A 16401-nucleotide genomic window follows, 5' to 3' on the forward strand; every position below is an offset into this window, starting at 1 on the left:
GCCCGGCAGCGTCGCTGCCGGGCCGTTTTTCGTTATTGGCGGAGCGCCGCCTTTTCGGCCTGCGCTTCGCAGACCTCGACGTGCTTGAGCAGCGCCTCGGTCGAGAGCACGGCCGCGATGCTGCGGATGTTGCGTCCCTGCATCTGCGGCAGCTGCTGCACGCGCTGCAGGCGGACGAGGAGTTCGGCTCGGTTCATCGCTATCTCCTTTTTCGCGATGGCGGAGGTCGGCCGGCGGCGTGATGCCGCCGGTCGATCAGTGCGTGGCGGCTGTCGCCAGCTGCGGCAGCTCGATGTCGACTTCGAGGGTCGAGATCTGCTCGCCCCGGTCCATCTTCACCTTCACCTTGTCGCGGTTCACCGGCATGTGCTTGGCGATCACCGCAAGGATTTCCTCGCGCAGCACGGCGACAAGGTCGTTCTGGCCGATCTCGGCGCGCTCGTGCGCCAGAAGGACCTGCAACCGCTCACGCGCGGCAGGCGCCGTCGTGGTCGATCGCTTCTGGAAGAAACCGAACAGGCTCATGCGGCCCTCCGGTTGAAGAACTTGCCGAAGAGACCCTTCTTGTCGGACGGGACGTTCATCGGAATGGTCTGGCCCATCAGGCGCTTGGCGGCGTCCATATAGGCGCGGGCCGGGGCGCTCGCCGCGTCCGACAGCGTGACCGGCGTGCCGAGGTTCGACGCGCGCAGGACTTCCGGACTCTCCGGCACGATCCCGAGGAGCGGGATCGACAGGATCTCGAGGACGTCGTCGACCTTGAGCATGTCGCCGCGCTCGGCGCGGGCCGTGTCGTAACGGGTGAGAAGCAGATGCTTGTCGATGCGACCACCGCTCTCGGCGCGCAACGTCTTGGAGTCGAGGAGGCCGATGATGCGATCGGAATCGCGCACCGACGAGACTTCCGGGTTGGTGACGACCACCGCGACGTTCGCGTGGCGCATGGCGAGCGTCGCGCCGCGCTCGATGCCGGCCGGGCTGTCGCAGATCACCCAGTCGAACATCGACCGGAGCTGATCCATCACCCGATCGACGCCGTCCTGCGTGAGGTTGTCCTTGTCTCGGGTCTGCGAGGCCGGCAGCAGGCAGAGCGTGTCGACGCGCTTGTCGCGGATCAGCGCCTGGTTGAGGTTCGCGTCGCCCTGGACCACGTTGATCAGGTCGTAGACCACGCGGCGCTCGGCGCCCATGACGAGGTCGAGATTGCGCAGGCCGACATCGAAATCGACGACCACCACCTTCTGGCCGTTCTGTGCCAGCGCGGCGCCGAGCGCGGCTGTCGAGGTCGTCTTTCCGACGCCTCCCTTGCCCGATGTCACCACCATCACTTCAGCCATTGGGGCCCGTCCTCTTCATGGTTGTCTTTCCGGTCGTCCCGCCGTCGCCGTCATGGCGATCAGTTCGCAAGGGCGACCGTCCTCAGCACGGTATCGTCGAGCCAGACGTGAACCGCCTGGCCGCGCATCTTGGGGTCGATGTCCTCGGCGGTCTTGTAGAGACCGTCGATCGCGATGAGTTCCGCTTCCAGCTTGCGGCAGAAGATGCGCGCATTGGCGTTTCCGGCCGAACCCGCCAGCGCCCGGCCGCGCAGCGCGCCGTAGACGTGGATCGAGCCGCCGGCGATGACTTCGGCGCCCGAGGAGACGGAGCCGAGCACGGTCACGTCGCCTTCGGGGAAGATGATCGACTGGCCGGAGCGGACCGGCTCGTCGATCAGAAGCGAGGGCGTCGTCGCGACATGCGTTGCGCGCACCGGCTCGGGCGTCTTCGGCGCATCGGCGCCTGCGGCCGCCGGCTTCGTCTCCTTGGCCGCCGAGCCGCCTTCCGGCGTCTCCGGCGCCTCGATGTCGGCGGCGTTGCGGCCACCCTTCATCTCCGGCGGCATGCCCGGCGAAAGAATGGAGGGCAGCGCGCCCTCGATGCCCATCACCCGCACGTTGCGCTTGGTGAGCTCGGCCAGAAGGTCGGTCAGCTGCTCGCGCGTGATCGGCAGACCCGCCACGTCCAGCACGATCGGCCGGCCGAGGAAGAAGCCGGTCGAGCGGCGCGCGAGGTCGTCCAGCTGGGTCAGCCATTCGCCGAAGGGAAGCTCGGGCGACAGCACCAGGGCCAGGAAGGACCGGCCGCGAAGGCGGACCGCTTTGCGTGTGGGTAAGGCTTCGGTCATCTTCATTAACGTTTCGTTGCCAGCCGATCTAAACGCCTCAGGCTTAACCGAGGGTTAACTCCTGCAGCACGCGCCAGCCTTGCGTCGGCGCGCAAACGAAAACGGCCGCCCCGTGGGCGGCCGTCGCGGCAGGCTCGAAGCGGGGTGCGATCAGAGCGCACCGCCCTCCACCATGAAGTTGTTGGCCGTGCACATCGCGGCGTCGTCGGAGGCGAGGAATAGCACCATGCGGGCCACGTAGACCGGCTCCACCGGCACCGGCAGGCACTGGCGCTCGAGCTGGGCGTTGAGGCTCTCCTCGGTGACCCAAAGCTGCTTCTGGCGCTCGGTCATGATCCAGCCCGGCACGACCGTGTTGACGCGAATCCCGTGCGGCCCGAGGTCGCGCGCGAAGGAGCGCGTCATGCCGTGAACGCCCGACTTGGCCGTCGTATAGACCGGCATGCCGCCGCTCGCCTGCATCCAGGAGTTCGAGCCGAAGTTGATGATCGAGCCGCCCTTGGCCGCGATCATGTCCGGCGCCACGGTCTGCGTCGCGAAGAAGGCATGGCGCAGGTTGGCCGCGATGCGCTCGTCGTAGTATTCCGGCGTCACCGTCTCCCAGCCGTGCCGGTCGTCGCGCGCAGCGTTGTTGACGAGGATGTTGGCAGCGCCGACCCGCTCCTTCAGCCGCCCGAAGGCCGCCTTCAGCGCCTCGATGTCGCGCAGGTCGCAGGGCTCGAAGGCGACGTCGGACCCGAGTTCGGCCGCCAGCGCCGCTCCGCGCTCCGCGTCGATGTCGACGAAGCCGACCCGCGTGCCCTGCTCCGCGAAGGCGCGCACCATGTCGGCGCCGATGCCGGACGCGCCGCCCGTGATGTAGGCCGTGCGCCCCTTGAGGCTCGGATAGATGGCGAAGGTCATGATCTCTCTCCCGGCGAAACGCTCGTGTCGCAGCGGCTTTGCGCCGGGGGCAGGATCAGGGTCAACCCGTCCGCCCGAAATACGCAGACAAGTTTCTCGTTCAGGCGAACACGCCGCGGTCGCGGTTGAGACGCCAGACCGAGAGGTTCAGGCCGAACGCCACGCAGACCCAGGCCAGATACGGCAGGAAAAGCCATGCAGCCGTTCGGCTGTAGGACGCGAAGGCAAAGGCGGTGGCTGCGACCGCCACGGCAAGAAGCCCGATATCGGCGAGGGCCCAGAGCGGCTTGCGCAATCTGAAGAAGAGCCAGGACCACAGGAAATTCAGGACCATCTGGATGCCGAACAGCGTGAAGGCGCCGGCCGGCCATCCGGCGGCCCGCCAGACCAGCCAGCCGGAGACGGCAATCAGCAGGTAGAGGATCGACCAGACGAGCGGGAACGCACGGTTCGGCGGGGTCCAGCCGGGTTTGCGCAGCCCGGCATACCAGGGACCCGGCTTGAACAGGATGCCGCTCGTGGCGACCAGACCGGACAGCGCCACGAAACCGAGGAGAACGAGACCGTCTGCGAGCGTCATGCGGATCATGCCCTTTGCCGTTCGGCGGAAGGTAGCGCCGTTCACCGGGTCTTTCCATTCGCCGCAACCGCGGCTAACCGGTCAACGACTTCGATCACCGCACCGGACGCCCCTTGGCCAAGCTCGCATTCATCGTCACCGAGGACTGGTTCTTCGCATCGCACTTCCTGCCGATGGCCCGGGCCGCGGTCGCGATGGGGCTCGATGTCGTGGTGATCGCACGGGTGCGCTCGCACGCGGCCGCGATCGAGGCGACGGGCGCGCGTGTGCGATCGCTCGAGGCGGAGCGGCGCAGCCTCAACCCGCTGGCGGCGGGCGCGACAGTGCTGCGCCTCGCCCGCATCCTGCGCGAGGAGAAGCCGGACATCGCGCACTGCATCTCGCTGAAGCCCATTCTCGTCGGCGGTGCCGCCTGTCGCCTCGCCGGCATTCGCCGCCGCGTGTTCGCCCTGACCGGTCTCGGCTTTCTCGGCGCCAAGACCGACCGCACCGGTCGCAGCGCGCGCTGGGCTCTCCGCCGGATCATCCGCGGCGGCCTCGCCTCGGATCGCACCCGGTTCGTGTTCGAGAACGAGGACGACCCCCGCCTCCTCGGGCTCGACCCGGCGGCCGACGATGTGACGATCCTCGGCGGCGCCGGGATCGACCCCGAGGCCTACCCCTCGACCCCACTGCCTCCGGGCGACAAGCTCCGCATCGCCGTGGTGTCGCGCATGCTGTGGTCGAAGGGCATCGACATCGCGGTAGAGGCCCTCGAGCGCGCCCGCGCAGCCGGGGCGGATGCCACGCTCTCGCTCTACGGCGCGCCGGATCCCTCGAACCCGAAGGCCATCCCGCTGGAAACGCTGCAGGAGTGGTCGAACCGTTCCGGCGTCACCTGGCATGGGCCGACGACGTCGCCGGCCGCTGTCTGGCGCGAGCACCACGTCGCCTGCCTGCCGTCGCGCGGCGGCGAGGGCCTGCCGCGCACGCTTCTGGAATCCGCCGCCTGCGGACGGGCGGCGCTGACCACCGACGTTCCCGGCTGCCGCAGCTTCGTGCGCGACGGGATCGACGGCTTCGTCGTGCCGGTGGACGATATCGAAGCTCTCGCGGGAGCCATCGGCAAGCTCGCGGCGGATCGCACCCTCGCCGAGCGCATGGGCGCGGCGACCGCGGCGCGGGTGCGCGACGGATTCACCGAGGCGGACGTGCGCGCGCAGATGCAGGCGCTCTACCGTGCTCTCCTTGCCTGAAGACACACCATTTCCATCACGCTGCGCCCACCCGACGCACCAAACGTGATGCCTCACCCCTGCAAGGCGCTTGATTTGCCCGTGCGAACGGGTAGCCCTGCAATCCAAGTCTTTCCCCACCGCGACGGGCCGCTCGGCACTTTTCCCGATGCGACGCCGCGAGCGCGAACCGCAGGACAACCATGAGCCAGCCCATCTCCTTCATCGACCTTGCCACCCAGCGTGATCGCATTCGCGATCGGATCGAGGCCCGCTTCTCGCGCATCATGGACCAGGGCTCCTTCATCATGGGCCCGGACGTCATGGAGCTGGAAGCGCAGCTTTCCGACTTCGGCGGCATGGCGCACACCATCTCCTGCGCTTCCGGCACCGACGCGCTTCTGATGCCGCTGATGGCCTGGAGCATCGGCCCGGGCGACGCGGTCTTCGTACCGAGCTTTACCTTCGCGGCGACCGCCGAGGTGGTCGGCCTCGCCGGCGCTGCCCCCGTCTTCGTCGAGGTCCTGCCGGACACGTTCAACATGGACCCGGCGCACCTTCGGCGCACGGTCGAGGAGACCCTAGCCAAGGGTGACCTCAAGCCGCGCGCCATCATCGCAGTCGATCTCTTCGGCCAGATCGCCGACTATCCGGCGATCCGCAAGATCGCCGATGACTTCGGCCTGAAGGTCATTTCGGACGCCGCGCAGGGCTTCGGCTCGACGCTGGAGGGACGGATGGCCGGCGCCTGGGCCGACGTCGTCGCGACGAGCTTCTACCCGGCCAAGCCGCTCGGCTGCTACGGCGATGGCGGCGCGATCCAGACGGACGACGCGGATCTCGCCGACGTCCTGCGCTCGATCCGCGTCCATGGCAGCGGCAGCGACAAGTACGACAACGTGCGCCTCGGCCTCACCGGCCGGCTCGACACGTTCCAGGCCGCAGTGCTGATCGAGAAGCTCGCGCTCTTCCCGGAAGAGATCGAAGCGCGCATGCGCATCGCCGCGCGCTATTCAAAGATGTTGGACGACCTGGTCGCGCCGCAGACCATCGCCCCGAACATCGTTTCGACCTGGGCGCAATACACGATCCGCGTGCCCGGCGGCCGCCGCGACGCCTTCATGTCCTCGTTGAAGGAAGCCGGCGTTCCCAGTGTGATCTATTACGGAAAACCGCTTCACCGGCAGACCGCCTACAAGCATTGGCCGGTCGGCGGAAACGGCCTGCCGGTGACGGATCAGCTCTGCACCGAGGTCATCAGCCTGCCGATGCACGCCTATCTCGACGAGGCAACGCAGGATCGCATCGTCGGCGCAGCCCGCGCGGCCCTAGCCTGAGACACCGGCCGGGCGCAGTCTGGAACTGGACTAATTATCATCTTATTTCAGTAACTTGCGCAGATTTTCTCGCGTGATACGACCGTTACGGTACGAGATTGCGGGAGTCGAGGATGAGTGTCGTCACACCGGTCGAAGTGCTGGCCGTTCTCGGACCGGTCAGTGCTATCGTGGTCCACGAAATGGTTCGCAGCCGCGTTTCGGCGGCCGAGCTCCGCGAAGCGCTCCGTCGCCTGCGGCATGGGGAGATGGACGAGTTCGAAGCCTATGCGGAGCTCGACGGCTGCACGCGCCGCGTCGTCGACCTTCTCGGAAGTGTCGAAGCCAGGAAGCCGCGCGCATGAGCGGCGATTCCGCGGAGCGGTCCGTCGAACTGACGCAAGGTCTCACCCGGCTTTTCGAACTTGAAATGCGCGACGGCCGGACGCCGCCGCTGGAGGCTCTGGAACACATCGCGCGAGCGCTCGGCGCCCTCTACCAGGACGTCGCCTCGGCACATCGCGACCCTGCGCCCTGTCCATGCGGCTGGGTGCCCACGAGCGACGATCCCGTCCGCCTCGCCGGGGCGCTTCGTGGGGGCTCAAGTCGTGAGGCGGTGTTCGGAAAAGACCTCCGCACGATGACGCCGGCAGGCTACGCGTGACGATCCGCTGGTCCTGATCGAAAACCGCGTTCCGCCGGATGGCTTTCCCGCAGCAAGCCCTTCCTTGTCTCGCCCGGTGCCGCACCTTACCGTCCTGCGAAACGAATCCCGCCGCCAGGACCCCATGCCCCGATACAACTCCGTCATCGACGCCATCGGCAACACGCCGCTGATCCGCCTCGCCAAGGCATCGGAGCTGACCGGCTGCGAGATCTACGGCAAAGCCGAGTTCATGAACCCCGGCCAGTCGGTGAAGGATCGCGCCGCGCTCTTCATCATTCGCGACGCCGAGGCCAGGGGCCTGCTTCAGCCGGGCGGAACGATCGTCGAGGGCACCGCGGGCAACACCGGCATCGGGCTGGCGATGGTGGCCGACGCGCTCGGCTACAAGACGGTGATCGTCATCCCGGAAACGCAGAGCCAAGAGAAGAAGGACGCGCTGCGCCTTTGGGGTGCAGAGCTGATCGAGGTCCCGGCCGTCCCCTACAAGAACCCGAACAACTACGTGAAGCTGTCCGGACGCCTTGCCGAACAGCTGGCTTCCAGCGTTCCCGGCGGCGCGATCTGGGCCAACCAGTTTGACAACACCGCCAACCGCGACGGGCATGTCGTCACGACTGCGGAGGAAATCTGGCACCAGACCGATGGGCAGGTGGACGGCTTCATCTGCGCGGTCGGCACGGGCGGCACGTTGGCCGGCACGGCAATGGGCCTGAAGCGCCGGTCCGGCCATATCAAGATCGGCATCGCCGATCCGATGGGCGCGGCGCTCCACAGCTACTACACGGCCGGCACCTTCGCTTCGGAGGGAAGCTCCATCACCGAGGGCATCGGCCAGGGCCGCATTACGGCGAACCTCGAAGGCTTCACGCCGGATTTCGCCTACCAGATCCCCGACGAAGAGGCGCTGCCGATCGTCTTCGACCTGATCGGCGACGAAGGCCTCTGCCTCGGCGGATCGTCGGGCGTGAACATCGCCGGCGCGATCCGCATGGCCCGCGAGATGGGTCCGGGCCATACGATCGTGACGATCCTGTGCGACTACGGCAACCGCTACCAGTCCAAGCTCTTCAACCCGGACTTCCTGCGCGAGAAGAACTTGCCGGTGCCGGCGTGGCTGGAGCGCAAGCCCGCCATCTCCGTTCCCTACGAGGCGGTCTGATCATGGCCCGCACCGAGGCCGCCTACCTCGACGACGCCTATCTCTCGACGCTGGAGGCGAGCGTCGTCGCGCACGAGGGCGAGCGCGGCATCGTCGTCGATCGCTGCAACTTCTATCCGGCGGGCGGCGGCCAGCCCGGCGACACCGGCTCGATCGAATGGGCCGACGGGCGGCAGGTCCCGGTCGTCGACACGCGCTACGGCGAGGACCGTTCGCAGATCGTCCTGCATCTCGGCGAGGGCGATATCCCGGCAGTCGGGGACACCATCGTCCTCCACGTCGACTGGGCGCGTCGCTACAAGATGATGCGTATGCACACCGCGCTCCATCTCCTGACCGTCGTCTGCCCTTTCCCGGTCACCGGCGCGGCGGTCGGCGAGGACGAGGGCCGTCTCGACTTCGATATGCCGGAGGCCGACACCGACAAGGACGAGGTCACGGAGGCGCTCGCCAGGCTCGTCGCCGACAATCACAAGGTGTTCACGCGCTGGATCACCGACGAGGAGCTCGACGCCAATCCGGGTCTCGTGAAGTCGGCCAACGTCCGGCCGCCGCGCGGAACGGGCCGTGTCCGTGTCGTGGCCATCGGCGAGGATGGCTCGATCGATTCCCAGCCCTGTGGCGGCACCCATGTCGGCGAAACGCAGGAGATCGGCGAGATCCACGTCGCCAAGATTGAGAAGAAGGGGCGCACCAACCGCCGGTTCCGCCTGCGCTTCGGCCCGCCCGCCCCCTGACACCCCCGGTTTCGAAGGCATCGTCATGACCGTCAACCCGTTCCTGATCTCCGCCGACCAGCTGGCGCGGGAGATCGGCCATCCCGGCCTGTCGATCGTCGATGCGTCCTGGTATCTGCCAGCGCAGAAACGTTTTGCGCATCCCGAGTATCTCGCCGGGCACATCCCGGGCGCCGTCTTCTTCGATCAGGACACTGTGGTGGATCCTGCCTCCGACCTCCCGCACACGCTTCCCTCGGCGGACGCCTTCGCCGAGGCGGCGGGGGCACTTGGCATCCGCGAGACCGATACGATCGTCGTCTACGACGGTCTCGGACTGTTCAGCGCACCGCGCGTTTGGTGGATGTTCCGAACCTTCGGTGCGAAGGACGTGCGGATCCTCGATGGCGGCTATCCCGCCTGGATCGCCGAGAGCCGACCGGTGGAAACCGGCGAGCCCGAGATCGAGCCGGCGACGTTCAAAGCGTCGTTCGATCCGTCGGCGGTGGCCTCGCTGGGCGAGATGCGCACCATCGTCGACGGTGGTTCGCGCCAGATCGCCGATGCCCGGCCGGCTGCCCGCTTCACGGCCGAGGCGCCCGAGCCGCGTGCCGGGGTCCGGGGCGGACACATGCCCGGCGCGCGATCCCTGCCCGCCTCGGACCTGTCCGCCGATGGCCGCCTGAAGTCGCCGGAAGAACTCGCGCGCCTCTTTGCCGAGGCTGGCGTCGACATCGACGCGCCGATCGTGACCTCGTGCGGATCGGGCGTGACGGCGGCGACGATCAATTTCGCGCTCGCCTCGCTCCACAAGAGCGACGTGAAGCTCTATGACGGCTCCTGGACCGAATGGGGCTCGCGCCCCGATACGCCTGTGGAAGGCGGACCAGCCAGCCCAAGGACTTGAACCGACCTACATGCGCATTCTGAGGACCACCGTCACTCAGCTCGTGATGCACCAGCCTCCCGAGCACCCGACGCCTGCGCCGCGCAACGGCCGGGCCTACGAGGTCCTGAAAGTTCGCCAGATCCCGCTGGCCTACTACCGCTTTCTCTATGCGGCGGTCGGGCGCGGGCATCACTGGACGTCGCGCAATCTTGGCGACGAGGCCTTGGCGCGCGAGATCCATGCGCCGAACGTGCGCATGCGCATCCTCTACTGCGACGGCGCACCGGCCGGCTGGTTCGAGCTCGACGCCGGGCGCGCGCCCCGCGAGACGCGGCTGGTCCATTTCGGCATCATGCCGGAGTTCCGCGGCCAGGGTCTCGCGCGTCATCTCCTCGGCCAGGCGATCGTCGCCGGCTTCGAGGAGATGCCGAGCGCGCTGACGGTCGAGACCAACACGCTCGACCACCCCGCCGCCCTGCCCCTCTACCGGAAGCTCGGCTTCCGCCCGGTCTCCACGCGCGAAGTCACGACGGCCGCCCATGACGACGACTGACCCGGCCCCTTATTCGTCGAACCCGACCCCTGCGGCTCGCGGCCGCGGCCTTCTCGGGCGCCTCGTGCTCGTGCTCGTCGGCCTTGTGCTCGTCGGACTCGCACTCGCCTTTGTGTTCGGCCCGCGCGAACCCGTCCGGCTGACGACGTCGTTCGATCCGACCGCGATCGGCAGCGATCCGGTGGCATACATCGCAGGTGAGGAGGCCAATGTCCCGAACCTTCGCCCGCAGGCGGAGAAGGAGATCGTCTGGGCCTATCCGGCCTCGCGCGCCAAGACGCCGCTCGCGATCGTCTACATCCACGGCTTCTCGGCCTCGAAGGGCGAGACCCGTCCGCTGGCCGACGCCGTCGCCCGCGAACTCGGCGCCAACCTCTTCTACACGCGCCTTGCCGGACACGGGCGCGACGCCGCCGCGATGGAGCAGGCGGAGGTCGGCGACTGGATCGACGACTTCGCCGAGGCGATGGCGATCGGCCGAGCGATCGGCGAGCGAGTGGTGGTGATCGGAACGTCCAACGGCGGAACACTGGCGACGATCGGCGCCGACCGGCCCGACCTCTCGCAAGGGCTTGCCGCGCTCGTCGAAATCTCGCCGAACTTCGCCCTGCGCGAATGGCGCTCCTTCATCCTGACGCTGCCCTTCGCCCGCAACCTCCTGCCCTATCTCGGACCGGCGACCTACGGCTCGGGCGACGGATCGAACGGCGTCTGGACCACGAACTATCCGTCGTCGGCCCTCCTCCCGATGGCGCGGCTCGTCGAAGTGGCGCGTCAGATCGATCTGTCGACGATCACGACGCCGGCGCTGTTCCTGTTTTCGCCGAACGACGCCACGGTGGACCCGCAAGGGACGCGTGAGGTCGCGGCGCGCTGGGGCGGGCCGCACGAGGTGATCGAGGTGACCGACAGCACCGACCCGACGCAGCATGTGATCGCCGGCGACATCCGCTCCCCCGCCACGACCGCGCCGCTCGCCCGCCAGCTCAGCGACTGGATCCGCCGGACACTCGGCACCTGACGATCAGATCAGGAGATCCGACATGATCTGGTTGTCGGTGATGTCCTGATAGCGGATGCCGGCTTCGGCGAAGCGCTGCAGCAGCGTGTCGAAGTTGCTAGCATGTCGCGTCTCGATGCCAAGGAGGATCGAGCCGAAGTCGCGGGCCGACTTCTTGAGATACTCGAAGCGCGCCACGTCGTCCTCCGGCCCGAGAAGGTCGAGGAAGGCGCGCAGCGCGCCGGGGCGCTGGGCAAGGCGGAGGATGAAATACTTCTTCAGCCCCTCGGAGCGCAGCGCCCGCTCCTTCACGTCGGGCAGGCGCTCGAAATCGAAGTTGCCGCCGGAGACGACGAGCACGACCGTCTTGCCGCGCACCTCGGGCCCGAGCGCGCGCAAGGCGTCGATCGCGAGCGCGCCGGCCGGCTCCAGCACGATGCCCTCGACGTTCAGCATCTCGATCATCGTCTGGCACAGCCGCCCTTCCGGGCACAGCAGCACGTGCTCGGGCGTGAAGCGGCTGAGGATCTCGAACGGCAACGCCCCGATCTCGGCGACCGCCGCCCCGTCGACGAAGCCGTCGACCTGCTCCAGCCGGACCCGCCGACGCTTGATGAGGCTGGTGCGAAGGCTCGGCGCGCCCAGCGGCTCTACGAGGCGGATGTCGGGGCCTGCCGGCCCCTCGAAGATCCGCGTCATGCCGCTTGCCAGACCGCCGCCACCGACCGGCAGGATCAGCATCTCGGGATGCTCGTGGCCGAGTTGCTGCATCACCTCGAGCCCGACAGTCGCCTGGCCCTCGACAATATCGGCATGGTCGAACGGCGGCACCATGGCGGCGCCCGTCTCCTCGGCATAGCGGCGCGCTGCGGCGTAGCTCTCGTCGAAGATGTCGCCGACGAGTTCGATCTCGATCGCGTCGCCGCCGAACATGCGCGTCTTGGCGATCTTCTGCTGCGGCGTGGTGACCGGCATGAAGACCCGCCCCTTCAGCCCGAAATGCTTGCAGGCGAAGGCGAAGCCTTGCGCGTGGTTGCCGGCGGAGGCGCAGGTGAAGCTCGCGGCGGTCTCGCCTGCCTCGATGCGCTTGCGCATGAAGTTGAAGGCGCCGCGGATCTTGTAAGAGCGAACGGGCGTCAGGTCTTCGCGCTTGAGGAAGACGCGCGCGCCGTAGCGGTTCGACAGGTGCTCGTTGAGTTGCAGCGGCGTTTCGGGAAACAGGTCACGCAGCGCGCCGAGGGCGGCCTCGACGCCGGGACGAAAATCGACGTTGGTCATGGATGATCCAGGATACTTCAGGAAAGGCGCGACACGGACCGGTGCGCCATAAGGGTGCGGGGATAAGTCCCCGGCGGTCGGATCGGGACGATGCGCCGGATCGGCGCCGGATCGTCTCCGCCGGACGTGCCCTCGTTGACCGTGCTTATCGGGCGGCGGTCAGCGAAAGGACGCCGGCGCCGATAATGAGGAAAACGGCTCCGCCGATCGAAGCAACAAATGGCATCGCGCGCTCCCTTTTTCCCTTGGGTTTCCGTGCTGCGTTCCATGGGCCAACGTCACCGACTTGTAAAGTCGCGCGCCCTCTTCCGCTGACCGGCCGCCCGCATTAGAAGCTGCCGGGGCCCCGACGCAGGCGTGGCGAAATGGTATACGCGACGGACTTAAAATCCGTTGTCCGAGTGGCATGCGGGTTCGAGTCCCGCCGCCTGCACCCCGGAACGCCGCGCATCATCTTGGCATCCGTCGAATCAAATGTTCAGCCCGCGCGAATTCTTGCGCGCAATCATCAGACCAAATAATCGTCGGAGGATCATTGCCGGCGTTCCATCGGCGCGCAGACGATAAGCCGGCGAACGCCTGCGCAAGTGTCGCAGGGACTTGTCGAGGATTTGTTTGTCTTCCGCGCGGGGACGTGTTCTTCTCGGATCGTTAACAGAGGAACGGCAGCAGCTCGAGAAGGGATCGATCCATGCCCGAGATCCAGCGCATCCCATTGTCCGCCTCGACACCGTCCGATCCCTGGCTGGACTCGGAGAACGAGACCGCATCCGATCTTCTGCAGCATCTCCAGAGCGACAATCTGGCGCTCGGCCGCTTGCGCGATGCGCTCGTCGCCGATGGCGAGCAGGGCGGACCCTCGAACGCTTTTTCCTGACCTGTCGTCGCCGGCCGGTGGTCCGGCTTCTCTCGCACGAGAGAAGCCGGAGACCTTGCGTCAGGCCGTGAGCTTGGCGGCGATCTGAGCGATGTGGCGGCCCTGGAAACGGGCGCCGTCGAGTTCGATCGCGCTCGGCTGGCGCGAACCGTCGCCGTTGGCGATCGTGGTCGCGCCGTAGGGCGAGCCGCCGACGATCTGGTCCGAGGCCATCTGGCCCTGGAAGGAATACGGCAGGCCGACGATCACCAGGCCATGATGCAGCAGCGTCTTGTGCACCGAGAGGATCGTCGCCTCGTTGCCGCCGTGCTGCGTGGCAGAGGACGAGAACACGCCGCCGACCTTGCCGATCAGCTTGCCCTGCGCCCAGAGGCCGCCGGTGCGGTCCCAGAACGAGGCCATCTGCGAGGCCATGTTGCCGTAGCGCGTGGGAACGCCGACGATGATCGCATCGTACTCAGCGAGCTCGTCCGGCTGCGCCTCGGGGAAGTCGTGGTTCGTCTTGAAATGCGCGGCGGCGACCACCTCGGCCGGCGCGGTTTCGGGCACGCGCTTGATCTCCACTTCGGCGCCGCCCTCGCGCGCGCCTTCGGCCACGGCCTTCGCCATGGTCTCGATATGGCCGTAGCTCGAATAATAGAGAACCAGTACCTTCGCCATCGCATCCTCGTCCATTGCCGGAAACTCCGTGCGGCGTCCGGCCCTCGCCTTGGGCCGCACTTAGAGCGTTCGCGTTACAAGAATACGAGGCCTCGGCGACGTGACGCACCGTTTACCGATCGGCCGCATCGTGCCCCCCCTTTCCTTCCGCCGGGTTCCGCCCCAAACCATCGGCTTTGGCGGAGAGAGCGGATGACGGACGCGCAGAAGGTTCACACGGCGGCGATGCTGGCGATCGGGGACGAGCTCCTGTCCGGGCGCACGAAGGACCGCAACATCGCCCATCTCGCCAGCGTGCTCACGCTGGCCGGGCTCGACCTTCGCGAAGTGCGCATCGTTCCCGACGTCGAGGACGAGATCGTGGCCGCGCTCAATGCCTTGCGCACGCGCTACGACTTCGTTTTCACCTCGGGCGGCATCGGGCCGACGCACGACGACATCACGGCCGATGCGATCGGGCGCGCCTTCGGCCTGCCGGTGGAGCCGCATCCCGAAGCCGAGCGGCTGCTGGCCGCCTATTACGAAAGCTGCTCCCTGCCTTTCACCGACGCGCGCCGCCGGATGACCCGCACGCCGCGCGGCGCCTCGCTGATCGACAATCCGGTGTCGGTGGCGCCTGGCTTTCGCATCGGCAACGTCTTCGTCATGGCGGGCGTGCCCGGCATCTTCACTGCGATGCTCGACAACATCCTGCCGACCCTGCCGACCGGCCCGGTGATGCTGAGCACGGCGATCGCCTGCCCGTTCGGCGAGGGCGACATCGGCGGCCCGCTTTCCGACATCCAGAAGCGTCACCCGGAAACGGCGATCGGCTCCTATCCGAAGTTCGACGGGCAGCGGTACTCGACCGAACTCGTGGTGCGCTCGCGCAGCGAGGCGGCGCGCGATGCGGCTGCGCAGGAGATTCGGGCGATGATCGAGGGTCTCGCCGCATCCTGACGGGACGGCAGCCGAGATCCGCAGCGTCTTTCCTATGAGCCGCCGAGGATGAGGATGCGCGCGTCGCCGTCCGTCCGATACGGACTGCCCTCGCCGTTCCGCCCGTCCTGGGTCGGTCCGATCCCGGTGACCGTGCGGACCTCGGCGACCGATCCCGTGGCCTCGAGGTCTGCGACGAGCCCGTCGCGCGCGCTATCGACATCGGGCGCGATCGTATGGGTCACGGCGCCGGTGTAGCGGCTGAAGCCGATGCCAGCGTCGAAGGTCACGGACCCAAGGAACGACACGCCGCCGTTCAAGGTCGGCTGCGCCCAGAACCGAACATGCTGGCGGCGGTCGGCGTTTCGCCCGACGGGCTTCTCGAAGGCGACGGTCTCGACGTGACCGTCGTAGAGGAGCGGGCTGACGGGCGCCTGGAGATACGGCCGGTCGAACAGGACGCTGGCCCCGATGCGCAGGCTCGAGACGAGCGTCACGGGATCGGCGGAATGCCAGCCGGCTGCCGCCATGGCGCGATCGAGGGCCGCACGATCCCCGACGATCCCGATGTTGACCGGGTCGCCGGGTCGCCCCTGCAGCGTCACCGTCACCATCGGTCGCAGCAGGCCGGCGCTGCGCTCGTCGTAGCGGGTCCAGATGCGGGGCAGAACGAGGTAGGCCGCCAGGCCGTAGGCCGTGACAACCAGGACGACCGCGAGGAGGCCGTGGGCGAGGATCCGTCGCATGGTGCTTCCTGTCCGGCTGTCTTGCGCAGGCCACGACGACAAGCTATCGCGCCCGCTAGCCTTGAGGAGATCCGCCGATGTCGACGCCCGAAAAGTCCTTCCCCGTCTCCTGGGAGCAGTTCCACCGCGATGCGCGCGCGCTCGCCTGGCGTCTCGCGGGGCAGCGGTCGGAATGGAAGGCGATCGTCTGCATCACCCGCGGCGGGCTCGTGCCGGCGGCAATCATCGCCCGCGAGCTCGGCACCCGCCTGATCGAGACGGTCTGCATCGCCTCCTACCACGAGTACGACACGCAAGGGGAACTGCGCGTCCTCAAGGACATCGCTCCCGCCCTGCGCGAGGACGACGGCGACGGCATCCTGATCGTCGACGACCTGACCGATACCGGCAAGACGGCCGCCCTCGTGCGCGCCATGCTGCCGAAAGCCCACTTCGCCACGGTCTACGCCAAGCCGAAGGGCCGACCGCTGGTCGACACGTTCATCACGGAAGTCAGCCAGGATACGTGGATCTTTTTTCCGTGGGATCTCGGCCTGTCGTTCCAGGCGCCGATCGCCAAGGGCTCGGCGGGCTGAGCCTGCCGCCCGGTGGGGCGCAGCCCCACCATGGCAAATCGCAAGCCTGCCTTATCCCCAGCTTCCACACCCGTCCCATGCCCTTTTTCGGGGCGTCTGGCGTGGTCATCCACGCGTCATTAACGTCGTCGGCATAACCGGACCCCCGGGCGCGATCCCACCAACCTGTGGATAAGCATTTCG

At 67.6% G+C, this 16401-nt stretch carries 21 protein-coding genes and 1 tRNA gene; 13 read left to right on the forward strand and 9 right to left on the reverse strand.

The genetic code is table 11. The features are described from left to right. Positions 1-32 precede the first annotated feature (32 nt). The 6 genes from ASF65_RS21790 to ASF65_RS07800 all read right to left on the reverse strand — a co-directional run bounded on the left by ASF65_RS21790 (position 33) and on the right by ASF65_RS07800 (position 3695). A complete protein-coding gene (locus ASF65_RS21790) occupies positions 33-197 on the reverse strand; it encodes a hypothetical protein (protein WP_200940010.1) in 165 nt (54 codons plus the stop codon). 58 nt (positions 198-255) lie between these two features. Further along, complete coding sequence (gene minE / locus ASF65_RS07780) at positions 256-525, reverse strand: cell division topological specificity factor MinE (protein WP_055887568.1); 270 nt, start codon at positions 523-525, stop codon at positions 256-258. Next, complete coding sequence (gene minD, locus ASF65_RS07785; protein ID WP_055887570.1) at positions 522-1337, reverse strand: septum site-determining protein MinD; 816 nt, start codon at positions 1335-1337, stop codon at positions 522-524. The genes minE and minD overlap by 4 nt, the downstream gene beginning before the upstream one ends. Before the next feature lie 59 nt (positions 1338-1396). Next, positions 1397-2167 (reverse strand): septum site-determining protein MinC, encoded by a 771-nt coding sequence (gene minC / locus ASF65_RS07790; RefSeq protein ID WP_055888963.1) that lies wholly within the window; start codon positions 2165-2167, stop codon positions 1397-1399. Between the two features lie 150 nt (positions 2168-2317). Further along, entirely contained in the window at positions 2318-3070 is a 753-nt protein-coding gene (locus tag ASF65_RS07795) for an SDR family oxidoreductase (RefSeq protein WP_055887573.1), read from the reverse strand. 100 nt (positions 3071-3170) lie between these two features. Then, a complete protein-coding gene (locus tag ASF65_RS07800; protein WP_244486589.1) occupies positions 3171-3695 on the reverse strand; it encodes a TspO/MBR family protein in 525 nt (174 codons plus the stop codon). A 68-nt stretch (positions 3696-3763) separates the two neighbouring features. Here ASF65_RS07800 and ASF65_RS07805 point away from each other — a divergent pair, with 68 nt between their 5' ends. The 9 genes from ASF65_RS07805 (at position 3764) to ASF65_RS07845 (ending at position 11185) form a co-directional block, all read left to right on the forward strand. Continuing rightward, positions 3764-4885 carry a glycosyltransferase family 4 protein gene (locus ASF65_RS07805; protein WP_055887576.1) on the forward strand — a complete coding sequence of 374 codons (1122 nt, stop codon included), beginning with the start codon at positions 3764-3766 and terminating at the stop codon, positions 4883-4885. 182 nt (positions 4886-5067) lie between these two features. After that, complete coding sequence (locus ASF65_RS07810; RefSeq protein WP_055887578.1) at positions 5068-6201, forward strand: DegT/DnrJ/EryC1/StrS aminotransferase family protein; 1134 nt, start codon at positions 5068-5070, stop codon at positions 6199-6201. A 113-nt stretch (positions 6202-6314) separates the two neighbouring features. After that, positions 6315-6545: a hypothetical protein gene (locus ASF65_RS07815; RefSeq protein ID WP_055887581.1), complete on the forward strand. Its 231-nt coding sequence runs from the start codon at positions 6315-6317 to the stop codon at positions 6543-6545. Continuing rightward, entirely contained in the window at positions 6542-6844 is a 303-nt protein-coding gene (locus ASF65_RS07820; protein ID WP_055887583.1) for a hypothetical protein, read from the forward strand. Before ASF65_RS07815 ends, ASF65_RS07820 begins: the two co-directional genes overlap by 4 nt. Before the next feature lie 124 nt (positions 6845-6968). Beyond that, entirely contained in the window at positions 6969-8006 is a 1038-nt protein-coding gene (locus ASF65_RS07825; RefSeq protein ID WP_055887585.1) for a cysteine synthase A, read from the forward strand. Then, positions 8006-8743 (forward strand): alanyl-tRNA editing protein, encoded by a 738-nt coding sequence (locus ASF65_RS07830; RefSeq protein WP_162239480.1) that lies wholly within the window; start codon positions 8006-8008, stop codon positions 8741-8743. The genes ASF65_RS07825 and ASF65_RS07830 overlap by 1 nt, the downstream gene beginning before the upstream one ends. Before the next feature lie 25 nt (positions 8744-8768). Next, positions 8769-9629: a 3-mercaptopyruvate sulfurtransferase gene (sseA, locus tag ASF65_RS07835; protein WP_055887590.1), complete on the forward strand. Its 861-nt coding sequence runs from the start codon at positions 8769-8771 to the stop codon at positions 9627-9629. Positions 9630-9639: 10 nt separating this feature from the next. Next, a complete protein-coding gene (locus ASF65_RS07840; RefSeq protein ID WP_055887592.1) occupies positions 9640-10164 on the forward strand; it encodes a GNAT family N-acetyltransferase in 525 nt (174 codons plus the stop codon). Next, the gene (locus ASF65_RS07845; RefSeq protein ID WP_156369211.1) at positions 10151-11185 is read left to right on the forward strand and encodes an alpha/beta fold hydrolase; all 1035 of its coding nucleotides are present in this window, start codon (positions 10151-10153) and stop codon (positions 11183-11185) included. The genes ASF65_RS07840 and ASF65_RS07845 overlap by 14 nt, the downstream gene beginning before the upstream one ends. Before the next feature lie 3 nt (positions 11186-11188). Here ASF65_RS07845 and ilvA read toward each other — a convergent pair whose 3' ends face one another. After that, positions 11189-12442 (reverse strand): threonine ammonia-lyase IlvA, encoded by a 1254-nt coding sequence (gene ilvA / locus ASF65_RS07850; protein WP_055887595.1) that lies wholly within the window; start codon positions 12440-12442, stop codon positions 11189-11191. A gap of 351 nt (positions 12443-12793) precedes the next feature. Here ilvA and ASF65_RS07855 point away from each other — a divergent pair. Both ASF65_RS07855 and ASF65_RS07860 read left to right on the forward strand, forming a co-directional pair. Further along, a tRNA-Leu gene (locus ASF65_RS07855) sits at positions 12794-12875 on the forward strand. 258 nt (positions 12876-13133) lie between these two features. After that, positions 13134-13319 (forward strand): hypothetical protein, encoded by a 186-nt coding sequence (locus ASF65_RS07860; protein ID WP_055887597.1) that lies wholly within the window; start codon positions 13134-13136, stop codon positions 13317-13319. Between the two features lie 60 nt (positions 13320-13379). Here the strand turns inward: ASF65_RS07860 and wrbA are convergent, their stop codons facing one another. Further along, a complete protein-coding gene (gene wrbA, locus ASF65_RS07865) occupies positions 13380-13979 on the reverse strand; it encodes an NAD(P)H:quinone oxidoreductase (protein WP_055888972.1) in 600 nt (199 codons plus the stop codon). A gap of 192 nt (positions 13980-14171) precedes the next feature. On the opposite strand from wrbA, the gene ASF65_RS07870 reads away from it, so the two are divergent. Continuing rightward, a complete protein-coding gene (locus tag ASF65_RS07870; protein ID WP_055887599.1) occupies positions 14172-14918 on the forward strand; it encodes a competence/damage-inducible protein A in 747 nt (248 codons plus the stop codon). A 32-nt stretch (positions 14919-14950) separates the two neighbouring features. Here ASF65_RS07870 and ASF65_RS07875 read toward each other — a convergent pair whose 3' ends face one another. Next, positions 14951-15643, reverse strand: coding sequence for an LssY C-terminal domain-containing protein (locus ASF65_RS07875; protein WP_055887601.1), 693 nt, complete (start codon positions 15641-15643; stop codon positions 14951-14953). A 77-nt stretch (positions 15644-15720) separates the two neighbouring features. Here ASF65_RS07875 and gpt point away from each other — a divergent pair, with 77 nt between their 5' ends. Next, positions 15721-16218, forward strand: coding sequence for a xanthine phosphoribosyltransferase (gene gpt / locus ASF65_RS07880; protein ID WP_055887603.1), 498 nt, complete (start codon positions 15721-15723; stop codon positions 16216-16218). The last annotated feature ends 183 nt before the right edge of the window (positions 16219-16401 follow it).

This window comes from Aureimonas sp. Leaf324 (assembly GCF_001423245.1).
In the GTDB taxonomy this organism is placed as follows: Bacteria; Pseudomonadota; Alphaproteobacteria; order Rhizobiales; family Rhizobiaceae; genus Aureimonas.

Coding starts and splice junctions, on each gene's coding strand:
- minE (WP_055887568.1), bottom strand. CDS start 525: ATGAGCCTGTTCGGTTTCTTCCAGAAGCGATCGACCACGACGGCGCCT.
- ASF65_RS07810 (WP_055887578.1), top strand. CDS start 5,068: ATGAGCCAGCCCATCTCCTTCATCGACCTTGCCACCCAGCGTGATCGC.
- minC (WP_055888963.1), bottom strand. CDS start 2,167: ATGACCGAAGCCTTACCCACACGCAAAGCGGTCCGCCTTCGCGGCCGG.
- ASF65_RS07815 (WP_055887581.1), top strand. CDS start 6,315: ATGAGTGTCGTCACACCGGTCGAAGTGCTGGCCGTTCTCGGACCGGTC.
- ASF65_RS07845 (WP_156369211.1), top strand. CDS start 10,151: ATGACGACGACTGACCCGGCCCCTTATTCGTCGAACCCGACCCCTGCG.
- ASF65_RS07840 (WP_055887592.1), top strand. CDS start 9,640: ATGCGCATTCTGAGGACCACCGTCACTCAGCTCGTGATGCACCAGCCT.
- ASF65_RS07875 (WP_055887601.1), bottom strand. CDS start 15,643: ATGCGACGGATCCTCGCCCACGGCCTCCTCGCGGTCGTCCTGGTTGTC.
- sseA (WP_055887590.1), top strand. CDS start 8,769: ATGACCGTCAACCCGTTCCTGATCTCCGCCGACCAGCTGGCGCGGGAG.
- wrbA (WP_055888972.1), bottom strand. CDS start 13,979: ATGGCGAAGGTACTGGTTCTCTATTATTCGAGCTACGGCCATATCGAG.
- ASF65_RS07825 (WP_055887585.1), top strand. CDS start 6,969: ATGCCCCGATACAACTCCGTCATCGACGCCATCGGCAACACGCCGCTG.
- ASF65_RS07860 (WP_055887597.1), top strand. CDS start 13,134: ATGCCCGAGATCCAGCGCATCCCATTGTCCGCCTCGACACCGTCCGAT.
- gpt (WP_055887603.1), top strand. CDS start 15,721: ATGTCGACGCCCGAAAAGTCCTTCCCCGTCTCCTGGGAGCAGTTCCAC.
- ilvA (WP_055887595.1), bottom strand. CDS start 12,442: ATGACCAACGTCGATTTTCGTCCCGGCGTCGAGGCCGCCCTCGGCGCG.
- ASF65_RS07870 (WP_055887599.1), top strand. CDS start 14,172: ATGACGGACGCGCAGAAGGTTCACACGGCGGCGATGCTGGCGATCGGG.
- minD (WP_055887570.1), bottom strand. CDS start 1,337: ATGGCTGAAGTGATGGTGGTGACATCGGGCAAGGGAGGCGTCGGAAAG.
- ASF65_RS07795 (WP_055887573.1), bottom strand. CDS start 3,070: ATGACCTTCGCCATCTATCCGAGCCTCAAGGGGCGCACGGCCTACATC.
- ASF65_RS07820 (WP_055887583.1), top strand. CDS start 6,542: ATGAGCGGCGATTCCGCGGAGCGGTCCGTCGAACTGACGCAAGGTCTC.
- ASF65_RS21790 (WP_200940010.1), bottom strand. CDS start 197: ATGAACCGAGCCGAACTCCTCGTCCGCCTGCAGCGCGTGCAGCAGCTG.